The following is an 18,903-nucleotide window of genomic DNA, read 5'->3' as shown; positions in this document are numbered from 1 at the left end:
CTTTCCACCCTTTCGGAAGGTTTTCGCGTGTCCTCTTCCATGACCGCGCCCGAGGGCATCATCAACCCGCCGATCGACGAGCTGCTCGAGGCCACGGACTCGAAGTACAGCCTGGTGATCTACGCGGCCAAGCGGGCCCGTCAGATCAACGCGTACTACTCCCAGCTCGGCGAGGGTCTGCTGGAGTACGTCGGCCCGCTGGTCGACACCCACGTGCACGAGAAGCCGCTGTCGATCGCGCTCCGCGAGATCAACGCGGGCATGCTGACCGCCGAGGCGGTCGACGCGGCCTGACGGCCTTTCACCGAGGGGCCCACCGGATCCGTCCGGTGGGCCCCTCGCGTGTCCGCGGCCGGACCCGCCTAAGGTTGGGGCGTGACTGAGACCCAGAGCCCCCGTGTCGTCCTCGGTGTCAGCGGCGGGATCGCCGCCTACAAGGCCTGCGAGCTGCTGCGCCGGTTCACCGAGTCGGGGCACCAGGTCACCGTGGTGCCGACCGCGGCCGCGCTGCACTTCGTCGGCGAGGCCACCTGGGCGGCGCTGTCCGGGCGCCCGGCCGCGGTGGAGACCTGGGAGCGGGTGCACGAGGTCCCGCACGTGCGGATCGGGCAGCAGGCCGACCTGGTGGTGGTCGCCCCGGCCACCGCGGACCTCATGGCCAAGGCGGCCCACGGGCTGGCCGACGACCTGCTCACCAACACCCTGCTGACCGCCCGCTGTCCGGTGGTCTTCGCGCCCGCGATGCACACCGAGATGTGGGAGCACCCCGCCACCCAGGAGAACGTGGCCACGCTGCGGCGCCGCGGCGCCGTGGTGCTGGAGCCGGCGGTGGGCCGGCTGACCGGCAAGGACACCGGCAAGGGCCGGCTGCCCGACCCCGACGCGATCTTCGCCGCCTGCCGCCGGGTGCTGGCCCGCGGGGCGGCCGCGCCGGACCTGGCCGGCCGTCACGTGGTGGTCTCGGCCGGCGGCACCCGGGAGGCGCTGGACCCGGTCCGGTTCCTGGGCAACCGCTCCTCCGGCAAGCAGGGCTACGCGCTGGCCGTCACCGCCGCCGCGCGCGGCGCCCGGGTCACCCTGCTGGCCGCCAACACCGAGCTGCCGGACCCGGCCGGGGTGGACGTGGTGCGGGTCACCTCGGCGCTGTCGCTGCGCGAGGCGGCGCACCTGGCGGCCAAGGACGCGGACGCCGTCGTGATGGCCGCCGCCGTCGCCGACTTCCGCCCGGCCCTGTACGCCACCGCGAAGATCAAGAAGGTGGACGGCGTCGAGCCGGCCCCGGTCGAGCTGGTCCGCAACCCCGACATCCTGGCCGAGCTGTCGGCCGGGCGGGCCCGCCCGGGCCAGCTGGTGGTCGGCTTCGCGGCCGAGACCGACCACGTGCTGGCCAACGGCCGGGCCAAGCTCGCCCGCAAGGGCTGCGACCTGCTGGTGGTCAACGAGGTGGGCGAGGCCAAGGGCTTCGGCACCGACACCAACGCGGCCGTGGTGCTGGGCGCGGACGGCTCCGAGACCGTGGTGCCGCACGGCCCCAAGGAGGACCTGGCCGAGGTGGTCTGGGACCTGGTGTCGGCCCGGCTGGCCTGAGCAGGGCCGCTGACCTCGGCGGATCCCGGTGGGCGAGACAGAGTGTCCAAGAACGCGGTGGGGAGTATTGATCGGCGATTGCTGACCGTTACACTCCAGGAATCAAGTCTTTCCGGATGCCCCGGCCCGGCCGGGAGCGTTCAGTCAGCAGCCGCTGCAACCCCAGGGAGCGCTGTGTCTCGCCGCCTGTTCACCTCGGAGTCCGTCACCGAGGGGCACCCCGACAAGATCGCTGACCAGATCAGCGACACCATCCTCGACGCCCTGCTCAAGGACGACCCGACCTCCCGGGTCGCCGTCGAGACCCTGATCACCACCGGCCAGGTCCACATCGCCGGCGAGGTCACCACCGCCGCGTACGCGCCGATCGCGCAGCTGGTGCGGGACAAGATCCTGGAGATCGGGTACGACAGCTCGAAGAAGGGCTTCGACGGCGCCTCCTGCGGCGTGTCGGTGTCCATCGGCTCGCAGTCGCCCGACATCGCCCAGGGTGTCGACTCCGCGCACGAGCACCGGGTCGAGGGCGACGAGGACGAGCTGGACCGTCAGGGCGCCGGCGACCAGGGCCTGATGTTCGGTTACGCCTGCGACGACACGCCCGAGCTGATGCCGCTGCCGATCACCCTGGCCCACCGCCTGGCGCGCCGGCTGACCGAGGTGCGCAAGAACGGGACCATCCCGTACCTGCGCCCCGACGGCAAGACCCAGGTCACCATCGAGTACGACGGTGACAAGGCGGTCCGGCTGGACACCGTGGTGGTCTCCACCCAGCACGCCAGCGACATCGACCTGGACTCGCTGCTGGCTCCCGACATCCGCGAGTTCGTGGTGGAGCCGGAGCTCCAGGGGCTGACCATCGACACCTCCGGCTACCGGCTGCTGGTCAACCCGACCGGCCGCTTCGAGATCGGCGGCCCGATGGGCGATGCCGGCCTGACCGGCCGCAAGATCATCATCGACACCTACGGCGGCATGGCCCGCCACGGCGGCGGTGCCTTCTCCGGCAAGGACCCGTCCAAGGTGGACCGCTCGGCCGCGTACGCGATGCGCTGGGTGGCCAAGAACATCGTCGCCGCCGGGCTGGCCACGCGGGCCGAGGTGCAGGTCGCGTACGCGATCGGCAAGGCCGAGCCGGTGGGCCTGTTCGTGGAGACCTTCGGCACCGAGACGGTCGACGTGCTGAAGATCCAGGAGGCGGTGACCCGGGTCTTCGACCTGCGCCCGCTGGCGATCATCCGCGACCTGGACCTGCTGCGGCCGATCTACTCCCAGACCGCCGCGTACGGCCACTTCGGCCGTGAGCTGCCGGAGTTCACCTGGGAGCGGACCGACCGCGCCGAGGCGCTCAAGGCGGCCGTGCAGGGCTGACGCGTTCGCAGCGGCGGCGGCCACCCCTGGGGGTGGCCGCCGCCGCCGCATGTCCGGGCCGCGTGGTACCACTGGAGCGGGTCGCAGTGGGCACCGGGCTGGGAAAGGCTAGATGAGCAGCGAGAACACCCCCGAGGGCGGCGGGCCGCCGGAGCAGCTGGCGCTGATCCGGGACACGGTGCGCCGGGCCAAGCCGCGCACCTGGCGCGGCGCCCACCTGGCCGAGGAGCTGCCGGTGGCCCGGGTGGTGGTGGACAAGGGACTGCTCCACCTGGACCGGTACTACGACTACGCGGTCCCGGTGCAGATGGCCGACAGCGCCCAGCCCGGGGTGCGGGTCCGGGTGCGGTTCGGCGCCCGGATGACCGCGGGCGGGCGGCGCGAGGGCGGCGAACTGCACGACGGCTTCGTGGTCGAGCGGCTGGCGGCCAGCGACTACCCGGGGGCGCTGGCCCCGCTGGCCCAGGTGCTCTCCCCGGAGCCGGTGCTCAGCCCGGCCCTGCTGCGGCTCAGCCGCACCGTCGCCGACCGCTACGCCGGCACCCTGGCCGACGTGCTGCAGCTCGCGGTGCCGCCGCGGCACGCCAAGGCGGAGGCCGAGCCCTCGCCCGCGCCGCTGCCGCCCCCGCCGGCGCCCGCGCCCGGCAGCTGGCAGCGCTACCCGCAGGGCCCCGAGTACCTGAGCGCGCTGACCGCCGGGCTCGCCCCCCGCGCCGTCTGGACGGCGCTGCCCGGCCCCGACTGGCCGGGCGAGATCGCCCGCGCGGTGGCCGCCGCGCTGGCCGGCGGGCGCGGCGCGCTCGTCGTGCTGCCGGACGGTCGGGCGGTGGGCCGGGTCGACCAGGCGCTCACCGCGCTGCTCGGCGAGGGGCGGCACACCGTGCTGACCGCCGAACTCGGGCCCAAGGAGCGGTACCGGAACTGGCTGTCCGTCAGCCGCGGCGCCGTGCACGCCGTGATCGGCACCCGGGCCGCCGTCTTCGCCCCGGTGCACGACCTGGGCCTGCTGGTGGTCTGGTCGGACGGCGACAGCAGCCACAGCGACCCGCGCGCCCCGCACCCGCACGTGCGCGAGGTCGCCCTGCTGCGCGCCGCCGAGGAGGGCGCCGGGGTGTTGCTCGGCGGGCTGGCCATGACGGTGGAGGCGGCCCAGCTGCTGCGTACCGGGTGGGCCCGGCCGCTGGCCGCCGAGCGGGCGACGGTGCGCCAGGCGGCGCCCCGGGTGCGCACCGTCGAGGACGCCGACCAGGCCAGGGACGCCGCCGCCCAGGCCGCCCGGCTGCCCACGGTGGCCTGGCAGGCCGCGCGCGAGGCGCTGGCCACCGGGCCGGTGCTGGTCCAGGTGCCGCGCCGCGGGTACGCGCCGCGGCTGGCCTGCGAGCGCTGCCGCACCCCCGCACGGTGCCGGCACTGCGCCGGTCCGCTGGAGGCGGTGGCGGCCGGCGAGCTGCGCTGCGCCTGGTGCGGGGTGCCCGAGGAGGACTGGCACTGCGCGGAGTGCGGGTCGTTCCGGCTGCGGGCCCAGGTGATCGGGGCCCGGCGGACGGCGGAGGAGCTGGGCAAGGCCTTCCCCGGGATCCCGGTGCGGACCTCGGGACGGGACGCGGTGCTGCCCACCGTGCCCGGCGAGCCGGCCCTGGTGGTCTCCACACCGGGGGCCGAGCCGGTGGCCGAGGGCGGCTACGCGGCGGCGCTGCTGCTGGACGGGTGGGCGCTGCTGACCAGGGCCGACCTGCGGGCCTCGGAGGAGGCGCTGCGGCTGTGGCTGACCGCGGCCTCGCTGGTGCGACCGGCAGGTGAGGGCGGCCTGGTGGTGGTAGTGGCGGAGCCGACGGCGCGGCCGGTGCAGGCACTGGTGCGGTGGGACCCGGCCGGCCACGCGGAGCTGGAGCTGGCGGAGCGGGCGGAGCTGGGGTTCCCGCCGGTCTCGCGGATGGCCACCGTGACGGGGACGCCGAGCGCGGTGGCGGACCTGCTCGGGGTGGCCCGGCTGCCGGAGGGGACGGACCTGCTGGGGCCGGTGCCGCTGCCGCCGCTGCGGGGACAGGAGCAGGAGCGGGCGCTGCTGCGGGTGCGGCCGGGGCAGGGCGGGGCGCTGGCAGCCGCGCTGAAGGCGGCTCAGGTGGCCCGGGTGGCGCTGCGCGGGGCGGAGCCGGTCAAGGTCCGGGTGGATCCGACCGACATCGGCTGACCGGTGGCCCACCCCCGGGAAGTCGGCCGGCCTGCCCGCCGACTTCCCGCTGATGGGGCCCGCTCAGGGGTCCCGTGCTTCGGGGGTGGGATCAGCCGCGCAGCGGGATGCCGGGACGGTCCAGGCCGCCCTGGCGGGCCGCGGGCACCGTGCGGGCCAGCGGCGCCGCGGCGGGCTGGGCGAGCGGGGCGAGAGCCGGCTGGGCGAGGGGGGCGAGCGCGGGCTGGGCCGGGGCGGCCGGCTCGTCGTCGCGCGGCACCGCCGGGGCGGGCACCGCCGCCGCGGCCCCGGCGGCCGCGCCGAGCAGCTCGGTGGCCGAGCGGCGCATCCCGTACCGCCGGTGCACCGCCTGCTTGGTCACGCCCAGCGCCGAGCCGACCGAGTCCCAGGAGAAGCCGAGCGCCCGGTCGAACTCCACGGCGGCGGCCACCAGGGTCTCCACGCTCTCCCGCAGCTCCTGGGCCAGCCGGACGGTCGGGGCCGGCGCCCGCCCGTAGACGACGAAGCCGCCCGAGCTGCTGGGTCGGCGCGGACGGTAGACATTGCCCAGCTGGGCGGTGAGGGTGCGCAGCGCGTCCACCTGGCGGCGGACCCGCTCGATGTCCCGCACCAACAGGTGCAGACTCGCCCGTGCCCGGGTGTCGTGGTTGATCTGCTCGGCCATCGTGCTCGGGCCACCTTCCGGAGTGAATCTCCTTGGTCGGTCAATCGCACTTGACCAACGCGGGAGCATGCCCCAGGGTCACGCGCCGCGCACCAACTAGACTGACGAGCCGTGCCGTCTGAGAGGAGCCTGCCGAGTGGCGATCCAGCCGATCCGGATATTCGGTGACCCGGTGCTGCGTGCCAAGGCGCAGCCGGTGACCACCTTCGACAAGGAGCTGCGGACCCTGGTCAAGGACCTCACCGAGACCATGCTGGACGCGCCGGGCGCGGGCCTGGCGGCGCCTCAGCTCGGCATCTCGCTGCGGGTGTTCACCTACCACGTGGACGGGGTGACGGGGCATCTGGTCAACCCCGACCTGTCGCTCAGCGAGGAGGAGCAGGACGGCCCGGAGGGCTGCCTGTCGCTGCCCGGGCTGCGGTTCGACACCAAGCGGGCGCACGGCGTGGTGGCGCGCGGGTTCGACCAGTACGGCGAGCCGGTGACCGTCGAGGGCACCCAGCTGCTGGCCCGCTGCATCCAGCACGAGACCGACCACCTGGACGGGATCATCTTCATCGACCGGCTGGACCGGGAACTGCGCAAGGAGGCGATGCGGGCGATCCGCGAGGCCGACTGGGGCGGCGGCCCGGCCCCCGAGGTGCGGCTCTCGCCGCACAGCACGTTCGGCCCGGTCCGCTAACCGTACGCCCGGTCAAGTCCGTTAACCGTCGTCCACCGTTCCCTGACCTTCTGGAAAGGCTTCCCCCGTTGCGCCTGGTCTTTGCTGGCACTCCTGACGTCGCTGTCCCCTCGCTGGAGGCGCTGCTCGCCTCCGACCGGCACGAGGTGGTCGCGGTGGTCACCCGCCCCGACGCCCCCGCCGGGCGCGGGCGCAAGCTGGTGGCCAGCCCGGTCGGCCGGCGGGCGGCCGAGGCCGGGATCGAGGTGCTCAAGCCGGCGACGCCCAGCGACCCGGAGTTCCTGGCCCGGCTGACCGAGCTGGCCCCGGACTGCTGCCCGGTGGTGGCCTACGGCGCGCTGCTGCGCGAGAGCGCCCTGGCGATCCCGGTGCACGGCTGGGTTAACCTGCACTTCTCGCTGCTGCCGGCCTGGCGCGGGGCGGCCCCGGTGCAGCACGCGGTGCTGGCCGGTGACGAGGTGACCGGCGCCGCCACCTTCCTGATCGAGCGCGGCCTGGACTCCGGCCCGGTCTTCGGCGTGCTCACCGAGGAGATCCGCGCCACCGACACCAGCGGCGAGCTGCTGGACCGGCTGGCCCGCTCCGGCGCGCACCTGCTGACCGCGACGATGGACGGCATCGAGGACGGCAGCCTGGTGGCCGTCCCGCAGCCCGCCGACGGGGTCACCCTGGCCCCGAAGATCACCGTCGAGGACGCCCGGATCGACTGGAAGCACCCGGCGCTGCGGATCGACCGGCAGGTGCGCGGCTGCGCCCCCGCGCCCGGTGCCTGGACCACCTTCCGCGGCGAGCGGCTCAAGCTGTCCGGGGTGGTCAGGCTGCTGCCCGGCGAGCAGACGCTGGCGCCGGGCGAGCTGGCGGTGGCGAAGAACAGCGTGCGGGTCGGCACCGGCAGCCACGACCTGGAGCTGGGCGAGGTGCAGCCGCAGGGCAAGAAGCCGATGCGGGCGGCCGACTGGGCGCGCGGGGCGCGGATCGAGAGCGGCGAGCTGCTGGGGGTGTGAGCCTTATCCTTGAGCGTTGATCCGCAGTCCGTGAGCGGCGATCCGCAGCAGCTTCGACCCGCAGCAATTCTGACCCGCAGCATCTTTGACCCGCATCAGCTCTGATCCGCAGCACTTTTGAGCGCAGCACATTCCCGAGGTCGTTTCCCATGAGCACACCCCCCGCCAAGCGCGCACCCCGTCCGCACCGCCGCCCCAAGAAGGACCCGGCCCGGACCGTCGCCTTCCGCGCGCTGCGGGCGGTGGACGAGCGGGACGCCTACGCCAACCTGATCCTGCCCTCACTGCTGCGCGAGGCCGAGCAGAAGGGCATGGACCGGCGCGACGCGGCACTCGCCACCGAGCTGGTCTACGGCACGCTGCGGCAGCAGGGCAGCTACGACGCGATCATCGCCGCCTGCATCGACCGCCCGCTGCGCGAGGTGGACCCACCGGTGCTGGACGTGCTCTCGCTCGGCGCGCACCAGCTGCTGGCGACCCGGATCCCCACCCACGCCGCGGTCTCCGCCACCGTCGAGCTGGCCCGTGCGGTGCTCGGCGACGGGCGGGCCAAGTTCGTCAACGCGGTGCTGCGCCGGATCAGCGCGCAGGACCTGGACGCCTGGCTGGCCCAGGTCGCCCCACCGTACGAGGACGACGCGGAGGACCACCTGTCCGTGGTCCACTCGCACCCGCGCTGGGTGGTGGCCGCGCTCTGGGACGCGCTGGGCCGCTGGCAGCCCGGCTCGGCCGGCCGGGAGGCGATCGAGCAGCTGCTGGCCGCCGACAACGAGCGCCCGGCGGTCACCCTGGTGGCCCGCCCCGGCCGCATCTCCACCGAGCAGCTGGCCGCCGAGCTGCCGGAGGCCGGCCCCGGCCGCTGGTCGCCGTACGCGCTGGCGCTGGCCGAGGGCGGCGACCCGTCCGGCCTGGCCGCGGTGCGCGAGGGCGCGGCCGGGGTGCAGGACGAGGGCAGCCAGCTGGTCGCGCTGGCGCTGGCCAACGCGCCGGTGGACGGCGCGGACCGGCTCTGGCTGGACGGCTGCGCCGGCCCCGGCGGCAAGGCCGCGCTGCTCGCCGCGCTGGCCGCCGAGCGGGGCGCGGCCCTGGTCGCCTCCGAGCGGCAGCCGCACCGGGCCCGCCTGGTGGCCAAGGCGCTGGCCGGCAACCCCGGCCCGTACACCGTGATCGCCGCGGACGGCACCCGCCCGGCCTGGCGGCCCGGCACCTTCGACCGGGTGCTGGTCGACGTGCCCTGCTCGGGCCTGGGCGCGCTGCGCCGCCGGCCCGAGGCGCGCTGGCGGCGCCGCCCGGAGGACGTGGCCGGTTTCGGTCCGCTCCAGCGTGACCTGCTGCGCTCGGCGCTGGACGCGGTCCGGGTGGGCGGCGTGGTCGGCTACGCGACCTGCTCGCCGCACCTGGCCGAGACCCGGGCGGTGGTGGACGACGTGCTGCGCGAGCGGGCCGAGGAGCTGGAGTGGGTGGACGCCCGTCCGCTGCTGCCGGATCTGCCCGGGCTCGGCGACGGACCGGACGTGCAGCTCTGGCCGCACCTGCACGGCACCGACGCGATGTACCTGGCGCTGCTGCGACGGGTGCGCTGACCGGCCGCCGGCGGTGCGCTGACCGGCCGTCGGCGATGGCCGTGCGGAACAGGCGGACTGACAGGCGGCAGGTCGACGGCCCGGACTGACGGGTGACAGGTCGACGACTCGGGCTGACCGGCGGTAGCTCGACGGCCCGGGCTGACAGGTGGGCAGATGGCCTGGTGGGCGGCCGGATCGAGGGGCTTGCCAGGCGGGCGGCGGGCTGGCAGCATGCTGGCCGACCGGTCCCGGGGGAACAGGCGAGGAGTGAAGCCGATGGTTGCGGGCGAGTTCGAGCACCAGAGCCGCCGACGCGCCTGAGCACAGCGTCGGGGAGGCCCGCCTCGCGGCGGGCGGCAGGGCCCCGGCGTCGGTGGCATGTCCGAGTCCGAATCGTGCATGTCTCTGAAGGAATACCAACACCGTGGACTTCGCTGTCCGAATCCAGCAGCACGTGTGCGCGCTGGCCCGGCGGTCCCCGAACCACCTCGTGGTCGGTCCGTTCCTGATCCGGTTCAGCCCGGACTGGCCGAGCCCGTACGCCAACTACGCGATACCCGAGCAGGACGCCGAGCCGACCCGGCGTCAGATCCGCGAGCTGGTAGCGGCGTTCGAGCAGCGGGAGCGGCTGCCCCGGCTGGAGTATTTGCCCGAGTGGGCGCCCGCCGTCGAACCCGCGCTGCTGGCCGCCGGGTTCGAGGTGGAGAACCGGGTCCCGCTGCTCGCCTGCACCGCCGCGGACCTGGTGGTTCCCGGCCCGGTGCCGGGGTTGGCGGTCAGCGTGCCGGAGAACGAGGACGAGTTCGTCGCCCTCGCCCAGGTCCAGCACCGCGCGTACGGCGAGGAGGGCGAGCCGGGCGACGGCGAGCTCGGCTGGCTGCGGATGACCGCCCACGGCGGTGGGGCGGTGGCGCTGGCCCGGGTGGACGGCGAGCCGGCCGGCGGCGGGGCCGCCTCGATATCGGCGGAGGGGCTCAGCGAGTTGGCCGGGATAGCGGTGGCCGACCGCTACCGCCGCCGCGGCGTGGGCGCCGCGGTCAGCGCCGTGCTCACCGCCACCGCACTGGACCACCAGCGGGAGGCGGTCTGGCTGGAGCCCGCCGAGGAGTCGGTCGAGCGGATGTACGAGCGGATCGGCTACCGCCGGGTGACCGAAAAACTCAACATCTCGCTGCCGCGCCGGCGTTAGCCTGGCCCGATGGACGAGACGGAGTGGTTGGTCGCGCGGTTCGTCGCCGGGCTGCGCGCGTTGCTGCCGGTGCGGGCGGTGTGGGCGCACGGCTCGCTGGCGCTGGGCGACTACCAGCCCGGGCGCAGTGATCTGGACCTGCTGGCCCTGCTGGAGCGGGCACCTGACCCTGCGGAGCGGGAGCGGTTGACGGCGCTGCACCGGGAGTTGGAGCGGGCCAGCCCGCTGGCGCTCGAGCTGCACTGCTCCTACCTGCTGCCGGACCGGCTCGCCGATCCGGCGCTGGACCACCTCACCTGGGCGCACCGGGAACTGCTGGCGCGCCCGGTCTCCGAGGTCACCCGGCGCGAACTCCAGCTGGGTGCGCGCACCGTGTACGGCCCGCCGCCGGCCGGCCTGCTGCCCGGCGTCACGGACGAGGAACTGGCCCGCGCGGTGCGCGCCTCGCTAATGGACTTCTGGCGCCCGGCACTGCCCCGCTGGCACCTGTGGCTGCGCGACGACTGGGTGGACCTGGGCCTGTACACGCTGGCCCGGGCAACCGCGACGCTGCGCACCGGAGAGCTGCTGACGAAGGGGCAGGCGCTTGCACTGCTCCCGGAGTTCGGGGTCTCCACCGCGGTGCTGGCGGACCTGCGGGCCCGCCGCTACGGGGGCGCGGTGAACGGCCACTGGCGCTGGAAGTGGCGCCGCTCGCTCGAGGTGCGCCGGGTGCTGGCAGCCGGGATCGCGCGGGCGGTCTGCGGGGCGGCGGGGGCTCAGCGGTAGCGGGGGAGCCCTGCGGTGCCGAGCAGCCAGCGGCCGACGGGGACGTTCTGGCGGTGCGCGGGTCCGCCGGTACGGGCGGTGAGGTCCGAGGCAGCCGGCCAACTGGGCCGAGTGGGCGTTGATTTCCGGTAGGTGCTGGACAAATCGGCTGGTGCGGCGCAGGGTTGAGGATCATGGAGTACACCCGTCTGGGCCGCACCGGCCTCAAGGTTTCCCGACTCTGCCTGGGCACCATGAACTTCGGTCCGTTCACCGAAGAGGGCGACGCCCATCAGCTCATGGACGTCGCGCAGGAGCAGGGCATCAACTTCTTCGACACCGCCAACGTCTACGGCTGGGGCGAGAACCGCGGCCGGACCGAGGAGATCCTCGGCAGCTGGTTCGCCAAGGGGGGCGGCCGGCGCGAGAAGACCGTGCTCGCCACCAAGGTCTACGGCGACATGGGCAGCTGGCCCAACGAGGGCCGGCTCTCGGCCCTCAACATCCGCCGCGCGGTGGACGCCAGCCTGCGCCGCCTGCAGACCGACCACATCGACCTCTACCAGATGCACCACGTCGACCGGGACACCCCGTGGGACGAGATCTGGCAGGCGATGGAGGTGCTGGTCGCCCAGGGCAAGATCATCTACGTCGGCTCCAGCAACTTCGCCGGCTGGCACATCGCCCAGGCCCAGGAGCGGGCCAAGGCACGCAACTTCCTCGGCCTGACCAGCGAGCAGTCGCTCTACAACCTGCTGGAGCGCAGCGTCGAGCTGGAGGTGCTGCCGGCCGCCGAGCACTACGGACTGGGCGTCATCCCGTGGTCCCCGCTGCACGGCGGGCTGCTCGGCGGCGTGCTGCGCAAGGAGCGCGAGGGCGTGCGCCGGGCGGGCGGCCGGGCGCTGGAGGGGCTGGCCAAGCACCGCGGCCAGCTCGAGGCCTTCGAGGACTTCGCCGCCGAGCTCGGCCACGAGCCCGGTGACATCGCGCTGGCCTGGCTGCTCACCCGCCCGGCCGTCACCGCCCCCATCGTCGGCCCGCGCACCCTGGACCAGCTGCACGCGGCGCTGCGCGCGCTCGAGGTGACGCTGGACCAGAAGTCGCTGGAGCGCCTCGACGAGATCTTCCCGGGCCACCGGACGGCGCCGGAGGACTACGCCTGGTGAAGCCGCGCGCGGGGTGGTCCGCCGCTCGGCGGGCCACCCCGTGCGCGGGTCGGGGTCAGCTGCGGCGGGCCACCGTGTGCTCGGGTCGGGTCGGTAGCGGCGGGCCACCCCGTGCTCGGGGCGGGGTCAGCTGTTCAGGCCGAGGTCAGCCCAGCACCGAGCGGACCAGCTCCGCCGACAGGGCGCGCAGCTGCTCGCGGGCCTTCGGGTCGTACGCCTGGTTGTCGGCGCGGGCCTCCTGCAGGCCGTTGTAGAAGCGGCCGGTCCCGGCGCCCGCGGCGCCGCTGACCAGGGCCAGGGTGGTGGTGGCGCCCTCGTCGACCCCGCTCATGGTGGGCAGCAGGGCCTCCGCGACCATGCCGGTGGGCATCAGGGTGGCCGGGTGCAGGGCGTTCACCGTCACGGTGGAGCCGGCGGCGGTGAGCTGCTCGGCCAGGTCGATGGTGTGCAGGATCTGGGCCAGCTTCGCCTGACGGTAGGCCCGGCCGCCGTCGTAGTCGACGAGCAGCTGCGGGTCGGCGAAGTCGATCGGGTGCTGGCCGATCGAGGAGACGTTGACGATCCGGCCGTCCGCCTCCTGGAGGCGGCCCAGCAGCCGGGTGTTCAGGTGGTATCCCGCCAGGTAGTTGACCGCGAGGCGCAGCTCCAGCCCGTCCGCGCTCTGCTCGCGCGGCGCGCCGGGCGGGCCGGAGCCGATGCCGGCGTTGTTGACCAGCACGTCGAGGCGGGGGAAGTCGGCCAGCACGGCGGTGGCCAGGCCGTCCACCTCGTGCAGGTCCGCCAGGTCGGCGAGCAGTACCTCGGCCTGCCCGCCCGCCGCGCGCACCCGGTCCCGCACCTCGCCGGCCCGCTGCTCGTCCCGGCCGTGCAGCAGCAGGAGGGTGTCGGGGCCGGCCAGCCGCTCGGCCAGCGCCTGGCCGTGTCCGGTGGTCGATCCGGTGATCAGAATGGTCCTCAGTTGATTTGACACATTGTCAAAGATAGGGCAACGGACGGGAGATGAAGTTGACGAAGTCCGCGCCCGCGGATCCGCGGCCGGCCGCGGCGCGCCAGGACGGCAACGAACGGCAGCGAGCTGCCCTGCCGGAACTGCCGGCGGACTGCACGGCCCGGTGTCGGAGCGGTACGACGTGATCGTGCCGGAGCGGGGCGGGGGAGCGGGCGGCGAGAGCCTCGGGGGATGATGGGGGCGGGCGAGTGCCCACACGGACGAATGGTGAGGCTTTCGGAAATGGCGCAGATCAACCCCAGCATCCTGTCCGCGGACTTCGCCCGCCTGGCCCAGGAGGCCCAGGCCGTGCGCGGGGCCGACTGGCTGCACGTGGACGTGATGGACAACCACTTCGTGCCGAACCTGACCCTCGGCGTCCCCGTGGTGGAGTCGCTGGCCCGGGCCACCGACACTCCGCTCGACTGCCACCTGATGATCGAGCAGCCCGACCGCTGGGCCCCGCAGTACGTGGAGGCCGGGGCCGGGTCGGTCACCTTCCACGTCGAGGCGGCCGCCGCGCCGGTCCGGCTGGCCCGCGAGATCCGGGCCAAGGGCGCCCGCGCCTCGATGGCGCTGCGGCCCGCCACGCCGATCGAGCCCTACGAGGATCTGCTCCCCGAGCTGGACATGCTGCTGATCATGACGGTGGAGCCCGGCTTCGGCGGCCAGGCGTTCCTGGACATCATGCTGCCCAAGATCCGCCGCACCCGGGAGCTGATCAGCAAGCACGGCCTGGAGCTGTGGCTCCAGGTGGACGGCGGTGTCTCGGCCGCCACCATCGAGCGTTGCGCGGAGGCGGGCGCGGACGTGTTCGTGGCGGGCTCGGCGGTGTACGGCGCCGCGGACCCCGCCGAGGCGGTGCGGGCGCTGCGGGCCCAGGCCGAGGCGGCCACCGCGACGGCGGCCTGGGCCTGCGCGCACTGAAGCACCCCCCGGCCGGGCCGCGCGGGTCCCGCGCGCAGACAGCCGCCCGCCTGCTGGGCTGCTGACCCCCGCTCGGCTACGGTGGCCGACGTGAGCAACCTCGACCTGCGTCCCACCGCGACCGACTGCGGCGGCCAGTCGGCCACCGGCCCGGTCCGCGACCTGCTGACCGGGCGCACCGTCCAACTCGGCGAGAGCACCAGGGTCCGCCGACTGCTGCCCACCCTGGGCCGGCGGATGGTCGGCGCCTGGTGCTTCGTCGACCACTACGGCCCCGACGACATCGCCGGCGAGCCCGGCATGCAGGTCCCGCCGCACCCGCACATGGGCTTGCAGACCGTCAGCTGGCTGCACGACGGAGAGGTGCTGCACCGGGACAGCCTGGGCAGCCTGCAAACCGTCCGCCCGCGCGAGCTGGGCCTGATGACCTCCGGGCGGGCGATCTCGCACTCCGAGGAGTCCCCGGCCGACCACCCCCGGCTGCTGCACGGCGCCCAGCTCTGGGTCGCCCTGCCGGACGCGCACCGCCACGTGGCGCCGCACTTCGAGCACCACCCGGTGCTCCCCGAGATCACCGCCGCCGGCCTGCGGGGCACGGTCATCATGGGCACCGCCGACGGCGCCACCTCGCCCGGCACCACGTACACGCCCCTGGTGGGCGTCGACCTGACACTGCGTGAGGGCGCCCGGGCCCAGCTCCCGGTGGAGCCGGACTTCGAGTACGCGGTGCTGTCGATCAGCGGCAGCGTCGAGGTGGACGGCGTCCGGGTCGAACCGGGCTCGCTCCTCTACCTGGGCACCGGCCGCACCACCCTCCCCCTGCTCGCCCGCACGGACGCCGCGGTGCTGCTGCTGGGCGGCGAGCCGTTCGAGGAGCGGTTGGTGATGTTCTGGAACTTCATCGGCCGCGACCACGCGGAGATCGTCCAGGCGGTCCAGGACTGGGATCAGGGTGACCGCTTCGGGGTGGTGCACGGGTACACGGGGGAGCGGCTGCGGGCGCCGGCGTTGCCGCCGGGGCCGCTGAAGCCGCGGGGAAGGGTGCGCTGACCTGCGGGAATATATGGTCGGGCTGGCTCTCTGCGGAGCGTCGGCGGGAGTCCGTAGCTGGACTCGGCCAGACATAGGCGGGGAGCTAGCCGACCCTTGGGGACGGCTCATCGGGTAAAGGGAGCGATTCCCAGGTCTACGCGCGTTCGGCAGGGTCTACTCGTACACTTGCTGACCATTTGCTGACTTGGCTGACGGGTCATCAGGAAATCGGTCTGGGCCGTTTGGGTGCGCTGGACCAAGCCCAGGCGGCTGCGGCGGCCTGCTGGGCCGGGGTGTACAGCGGGTAGGGCGCCGGGGTTGGCGGGGCGACCGGCGGCAGGTTGGGGATCGGTGCGGCGCCGGGCGCTGCCGCTGCGAGGTTCAGGGGCCTCGCCTCGGTGGCGGCAACGGCATCCGCCGCAGCCGCCGCCTCCGCTACGATCCCGGCGTCGACCGCGCCAGCGGCGGCGTCGGAGCCGCCGAGGGTGAACCCGCGGGTCTTGCGTATGGCGATCTTGGTCGGCAAGGTGTCCGGGTGCGGGCTGATCTTGTTCCGGATGACTTGTGGGAGCGCGTGGCTCCGCTCCTGCCACCCGCTCCTGAGCGGCGCCACCGCTACCCCGGGCGGCTGCGTGTTCCCGACCGTGCGGCCCTCGCCGGGGTGATGTACGTACTGCGAACTGGCGTCGCCTGGCGTGATGTCCCGGCCGAGACGGTCGGCTGCTCCGGGGTGACGGCCTGGCGCCGCCTGCGGGACTGGACCGGGGCCGGCGTCTGGCCGCGCTTGCACGCAGCCCTGCTGACCGAGCTGCGCCGCGCCGACCTGCTGGATCTTGAACACTGCGCTGTTGACGGCTCGCATGTCCGGGCCCTCAGAGGGTGGATCACGTCGGCCCCTCACCGGTCGACCGCGCCCGTCCCGGTTCCAAGCACCACCTGATAGTCGACCGGCACGGAACCCCGCTCGCCGTCACGCTGACCGGCGGCAACCGCCACGACGTCACCCAGCTGCTGCCGCTGCTCGACGCGGTCCCGCCGATCCGGGGGCTACGAGGACGGCCTCGCCGCAAGCCGCGATACCTGTATGCCGACCGGGGCTACGACTTCGACTAGTGGCCGCGGTACGGACCAACCGTGCTCCATGATCACCGCGAGAGCGACCCCGTCGCGCCCCGACTGACCCTCGGTGCCGCAGCTCGGGCCGCCCGGGCCGTCGAACTGCACCGAGCTGAAACGTCCCCCGGGCACCTGAGGTGGCGTGTCCTCGCCAGCCCTTCAGCGTGCTGTCCCAGGGCCCACGATCGCAGTAGGACGTCCGATGACATGGGGGACACCATCGAAGACCGGAGCGCGTTCTTCGGGTACGTCCACCGTTTCGTGATCCACGCCGCCGGGGTGGGCGGCTGGTCGACTTGCCCGACGGCCGTGGGCCGCGCCGGATGCCGGCGCGGCCCACGGAGGTGGTGGTGGGTCAGGAGGTGGGCGGCATCAGGACGGTGTCGATGATGTACACGGTGGCGTTGGCGGTGTGCACGTTGCCGCACAGGACCTTGGCGTTGCTGTTGACGGTGAAGTCCTGGCCGGAGCCGGTGACGGTGACGGGGCTGCCTTCCAGGGTCTTCTGGGTGCCGGCCAGTGCGTCGGGCGACAGGCGGCTGGGCGAGACGTGGTAGGTGAGGATCTTGGTGAGGAGGGCCTTGTCGGCCAGGACCTTGTCCAGGTCGGCCTTGGGGAGCTTGGCGAAGGCGTCGTTGGTCGGCGCGAAGACGGTGATGTCCTTGGCCGAGTTGAGCGTGTCGACCAGGCCTGCGGCCTTCACAGCGGTCACCAGGGTCGAGAGCAGCGGGTTGTTGGAGGCGGCGGTGGCCACCGGGTCCTGGCCCATGCCGGCGAAGCTGCCGGCACCGGTGGCGGGGACGGCGGAACAGGCGGCGCCGAACGGCTGGTCGGCCATCGCGGAGCCGGTCGCGGGCATGGACGCGGCGCTGCTCGGGGCCATCGGTGCGCCGGCTGCTGCTGACGATGCCGCATCACCGCCGGCCTTGCTGCTGCCGCTGCTGCCGCACCCGGTGAGGCTCAGCGCCAGCGCTCCGACGGCCAGGGCGACGGCGAGGGACGTGCGGGTGGTGATGACGGACATGTGAGGTGCTCCTTGAGAGGGGTGATGACGGTTCAGGCCGGGCGATAGCCGGGCGCCGGGACAGGAGGGAGGTTCGGAAAGGCTTCAGGTGACGATCACGACGGTGCTGTGCCAGCCCGTCGAACCGGAGGGGAACGGAGTTGCTCGGGCTTCGGTCTGGACGGCGCCGGTGGCGTCGGTGGCGCGGACCTCGATCCGGTGCGTTCCGGGTTGGGCACCCGTCCAGTCGTAACTCCACTGCCGCCACAGGTCCGTGCCCGCGTCGGCTGCCAGGCGGGCCTGGGCCCATGGTCCGCCGTCCACCCGGACCTCCACCGCCGCGATACCGCGGTGGGTGGCCCAGGCCGTGCCGGCGACGCTGACGTCTCCGGCGGCGACGTGGGCGAACGGCGCAGGGACGTCGATGCGAGAGGTGGTCTTCACCACCCCGGTACGATCCCAGCCGCGCTTGACCCAGTAGGGGTCGTGGGCGGCGAAGGTGGTGACCTCCAGGTCGACCAGCCATTTAGTGGCTGACGTGTAGCCGTAGAGTCCGGGGACCACCGTGCGGCACGGGAAGCCGTGCGCCACGGGCAGGGTCTCGCCGTTCATGGCCACCGCCAGGAGTGCCTGCCGCCCGTCGAGTACGGCGTCCATCGGGGCGCCGATGGTCATGCCGTCCTTGGAGCGGCCGACCAACTGCTGTGCCCCGGAGCGGACTCCGGCTTCGCGCAGCAGGGCGGGCAGCGAGGCTCCCAGCCACCGCGAGGTGCCGACGTAGGGTCCGCCGACCTCGTTGGACACGCACGACAGGGTGTGGTCCAGCTCCTCAAGCGGTCGGCGCAGCAGTTCGTCGAAGCTGATGAGCAGTGGTCGGTCGACCAGGCCGTGCACCCGCAGCGACCAGCTGCGCGGGTCGATCCTGGGCAGCGTGAGGGCGGTGTCGACCCGGTAGAACTCCGCGTTGGGGGTGTAGAAGGAGGGCAGGCCGGGGATGGCCGGGCGCGCCGCAAGTGGGACCGGCCGGGCGCGAAGCGCAGGCGCGGGGAGGTGGACCGCGTTGCGGGCGGCGGTGATGTCGTTGCGGCTGTCCGCGAGCATGCGGCCGCCCACCCCCGCGACCGCTGCCACGGCGACCGTGCCGCCGGTGGCCAGTAGCACCGTTCGCCGGTCCGGGTTGGACGATGACGTGGGGCCCTTCACAGGGGGCTGGACGCCGGGTCGGACGCTGGCTTGCCGGAACAGGCGGGCGAGCCAGACCACAGCCGCCGCGCCTGCCAGGCCGGCCGCGATGGATGGCACGGCGTCGGTTGGCATCGACGTCGAGCGGGATAGGGCCGCCCAGATGCCCAGACCGCCGAAGAGCGCGAAGACCGCGCCTCCCAGCGGGGGGCGTCGGGCCGCGAGCAGGCCGGCGAGGGCGGCGAGAGCCGCCATCGTCAGATAGATCCCGGCGAGCAGCACCGGCTTGTCGTTGGTGCCGAAGGTGCGGACGGCGTAGTCCTTCAGCGCAGTGGGCGTCAGGTCGATCGCGGCCGAGCCGACCGCGATCACCGGTGCGCTCTCGGGTCCCGTGAACGCCGCGACCAGTTCACCCGCGCCGACCGCTGCCGCGGCGGCGGCAAACCCGATCATCGCGGCGCCCGCCGCACGCAGCGCCGGGCGGGGATGGTG

Annotated in this window: 17 protein-coding genes and 1 pseudogene; 13 read left to right on the top strand and 5 right to left on the bottom strand. The window is 74.0% G+C overall.

What is annotated here, in order from left to right; translation table 11 throughout:
- The first annotated feature begins 27 nt into the window (after positions 1-27).
- The 4 genes from rpoZ (at position 28) to C7C46_RS22680 (ending at position 5,146) form a co-directional block, all read left to right on the top strand.
- Positions 28-294: a DNA-directed RNA polymerase subunit omega gene (rpoZ, locus tag C7C46_RS22695; protein ID WP_035840778.1), complete on the top strand. Its 267-nt coding sequence runs from the start codon at positions 28-30 to the stop codon at positions 292-294.
- A gap of 81 nt (positions 295-375) precedes the next feature.
- A complete protein-coding gene (coaBC, locus tag C7C46_RS22690; protein WP_110671748.1) occupies positions 376-1,587 on the top strand; it encodes a bifunctional phosphopantothenoylcysteine decarboxylase/phosphopantothenate--cysteine ligase CoaBC in 1,212 nt (403 codons plus the stop codon).
- A 174-nt stretch (positions 1,588-1,761) separates the two neighbouring features.
- On the top strand, positions 1,762-2,955 hold the full coding sequence (gene metK / locus C7C46_RS22685) for a methionine adenosyltransferase (protein WP_110671747.1): 1,194 nt from the start codon (positions 1,762-1,764) through the stop codon (positions 2,953-2,955).
- A gap of 112 nt (positions 2,956-3,067) precedes the next feature.
- Positions 3,068-5,146 carry a primosomal protein N' gene (locus C7C46_RS22680; protein ID WP_110671746.1) on the top strand — a complete coding sequence of 693 codons (2,079 nt, stop codon included), beginning with the start codon at positions 3,068-3,070 and terminating at the stop codon, positions 5,144-5,146.
- A 91-nt stretch (positions 5,147-5,237) separates the two neighbouring features.
- On the opposite strand, the gene C7C46_RS22675 is transcribed toward C7C46_RS22680, so the two are convergent.
- Positions 5,238-5,810, bottom strand: coding sequence for a hypothetical protein (locus C7C46_RS22675; RefSeq protein ID WP_110671745.1), 573 nt, complete (start codon positions 5,808-5,810; stop codon positions 5,238-5,240).
- A gap of 136 nt (positions 5,811-5,946) precedes the next feature.
- On the opposite strand from C7C46_RS22675, the gene def reads away from it, so the two are divergent.
- The 6 genes from def (at position 5,947) to C7C46_RS22645 (ending at position 12,163) form a co-directional block, all read left to right on the top strand.
- Positions 5,947-6,492 (top strand): peptide deformylase, encoded by a 546-nt coding sequence (gene def, locus C7C46_RS22670; protein ID WP_110671744.1) that lies wholly within the window; start codon positions 5,947-5,949, stop codon positions 6,490-6,492.
- A gap of 68 nt (positions 6,493-6,560) precedes the next feature.
- Positions 6,561-7,496: a methionyl-tRNA formyltransferase gene (gene fmt / locus C7C46_RS22665; RefSeq protein ID WP_110671743.1), complete on the top strand. Its 936-nt coding sequence runs from the start codon at positions 6,561-6,563 to the stop codon at positions 7,494-7,496.
- A 149-nt stretch (positions 7,497-7,645) separates the two neighbouring features.
- Positions 7,646-9,079, top strand: a complete 1,434-nt coding sequence (locus tag C7C46_RS22660) for an RsmB/NOP family class I SAM-dependent RNA methyltransferase (RefSeq protein ID WP_110671742.1) — start codon at positions 7,646-7,648, stop codon at positions 9,077-9,079.
- Positions 9,080-9,485: 406 nt separating this feature from the next.
- Positions 9,486-10,250, top strand: coding sequence for a GNAT family N-acetyltransferase (locus C7C46_RS22655; protein WP_110671741.1), 765 nt, complete (start codon positions 9,486-9,488; stop codon positions 10,248-10,250).
- A 9-nt stretch (positions 10,251-10,259) separates the two neighbouring features.
- Positions 10,260-11,018, top strand: a complete 759-nt coding sequence (locus tag C7C46_RS22650; protein WP_110671740.1) for a nucleotidyltransferase domain-containing protein — start codon at positions 10,260-10,262, stop codon at positions 11,016-11,018.
- 173 nt (positions 11,019-11,191) lie between these two features.
- Positions 11,192-12,163, top strand: a complete 972-nt coding sequence (locus C7C46_RS22645) for an aldo/keto reductase (protein WP_110671739.1) — start codon at positions 11,192-11,194, stop codon at positions 12,161-12,163.
- A 145-nt stretch (positions 12,164-12,308) separates the two neighbouring features.
- Here C7C46_RS22645 and C7C46_RS22640 read toward each other — a convergent pair whose 3' ends face one another.
- Positions 12,309-13,133 (bottom strand): SDR family NAD(P)-dependent oxidoreductase, encoded by an 825-nt coding sequence (locus tag C7C46_RS22640; protein WP_110671738.1) that lies wholly within the window; start codon positions 13,131-13,133, stop codon positions 12,309-12,311.
- A 261-nt stretch (positions 13,134-13,394) separates the two neighbouring features.
- Between C7C46_RS22640 and rpe the strand changes: the two genes are divergently transcribed.
- Together rpe and C7C46_RS22630 are read left to right on the top strand one after the other, a co-directional pair.
- Entirely contained in the window at positions 13,395-14,078 is a 684-nt protein-coding gene (rpe, locus tag C7C46_RS22635; protein WP_110671737.1) for a ribulose-phosphate 3-epimerase, read from the top strand.
- 90 nt (positions 14,079-14,168) lie between these two features.
- Positions 14,169-15,128 carry a pirin family protein gene (locus C7C46_RS22630; RefSeq protein WP_110671736.1) on the top strand — a complete coding sequence of 320 codons (960 nt, stop codon included), beginning with the start codon at positions 14,169-14,171 and terminating at the stop codon, positions 15,126-15,128.
- 202 nt (positions 15,129-15,330) lie between these two features.
- Here the strand turns inward: C7C46_RS22630 and C7C46_RS34385 are convergent, their stop codons facing one another.
- On the bottom strand, positions 15,331-15,636 hold the full coding sequence (locus C7C46_RS34385; protein WP_146259176.1) for a hypothetical protein: 306 nt from the start codon (positions 15,634-15,636) through the stop codon (positions 15,331-15,333).
- Positions 15,637-15,645: 9 nt separating this feature from the next.
- On the opposite strand from C7C46_RS34385, the pseudogene C7C46_RS22625 reads away from it, so the two are divergent.
- Positions 15,646-16,220, top strand: a pseudogene (locus C7C46_RS22625) (IS5 family transposase); the annotation flags it as partial.
- Between the two features lie 361 nt (positions 16,221-16,581).
- On the opposite strand, the gene C7C46_RS22620 reads toward C7C46_RS22625, so the two are convergent.
- Positions 16,582-17,250 carry a fasciclin domain-containing protein gene (locus C7C46_RS22620; protein WP_110671735.1) on the bottom strand — a complete coding sequence of 223 codons (669 nt, stop codon included), beginning with the start codon at positions 17,248-17,250 and terminating at the stop codon, positions 16,582-16,584.
- Between the two features lie 84 nt (positions 17,251-17,334).
- Positions 17,335-18,864, bottom strand: coding sequence for a molybdopterin-dependent oxidoreductase (locus C7C46_RS22615; protein WP_245984735.1), 1,530 nt, complete (start codon positions 18,862-18,864; stop codon positions 17,335-17,337).
- Positions 18,865-18,903 lie beyond the last annotated feature (39 nt).

The sequence above is a fragment of the Streptomyces tateyamensis genome (assembly GCF_003205575.1).
Classification (GTDB): domain Bacteria; phylum Actinomycetota; class Actinomycetes; order Streptomycetales; family Streptomycetaceae; genus Kitasatospora; species Kitasatospora tateyamensis.
The sequence above is the reverse complement of the archived record's forward strand: the minus strand, read 5'-3'. Positions and strand labels throughout refer to the sequence as shown.

Coding starts and splice junctions, on each gene's coding strand:
- C7C46_RS22645 (WP_110671739.1), top strand. CDS start 11,192: ATGGAGTACACCCGTCTGGGCCGCACCGGCCTCAAGGTTTCCCGACTC.
- C7C46_RS22620 (WP_110671735.1), bottom strand. CDS start 17,250: ATGTCCGTCATCACCACCCGCACGTCCCTCGCCGTCGCCCTGGCCGTC.
- C7C46_RS22660 (WP_110671742.1), top strand. CDS start 7,646: ATGAGCACACCCCCCGCCAAGCGCGCACCCCGTCCGCACCGCCGCCCC.
- C7C46_RS22675 (WP_110671745.1), bottom strand. CDS start 5,810: ATGGCCGAGCAGATCAACCACGACACCCGGGCACGGGCGAGTCTGCAC.
- rpe (WP_110671737.1), top strand. CDS start 13,395: ATGGCGCAGATCAACCCCAGCATCCTGTCCGCGGACTTCGCCCGCCTG.
- C7C46_RS22680 (WP_110671746.1), top strand. CDS start 3,068: ATGAGCAGCGAGAACACCCCCGAGGGCGGCGGGCCGCCGGAGCAGCTG.
- C7C46_RS22650 (WP_110671740.1), top strand. CDS start 10,260: ATGGACGAGACGGAGTGGTTGGTCGCGCGGTTCGTCGCCGGGCTGCGC.
- C7C46_RS22615 (WP_245984735.1), bottom strand. CDS start 18,864: ATGATCGGGTTTGCCGCCGCCGCGGCAGCGGTCGGCGCGGGTGAACTG.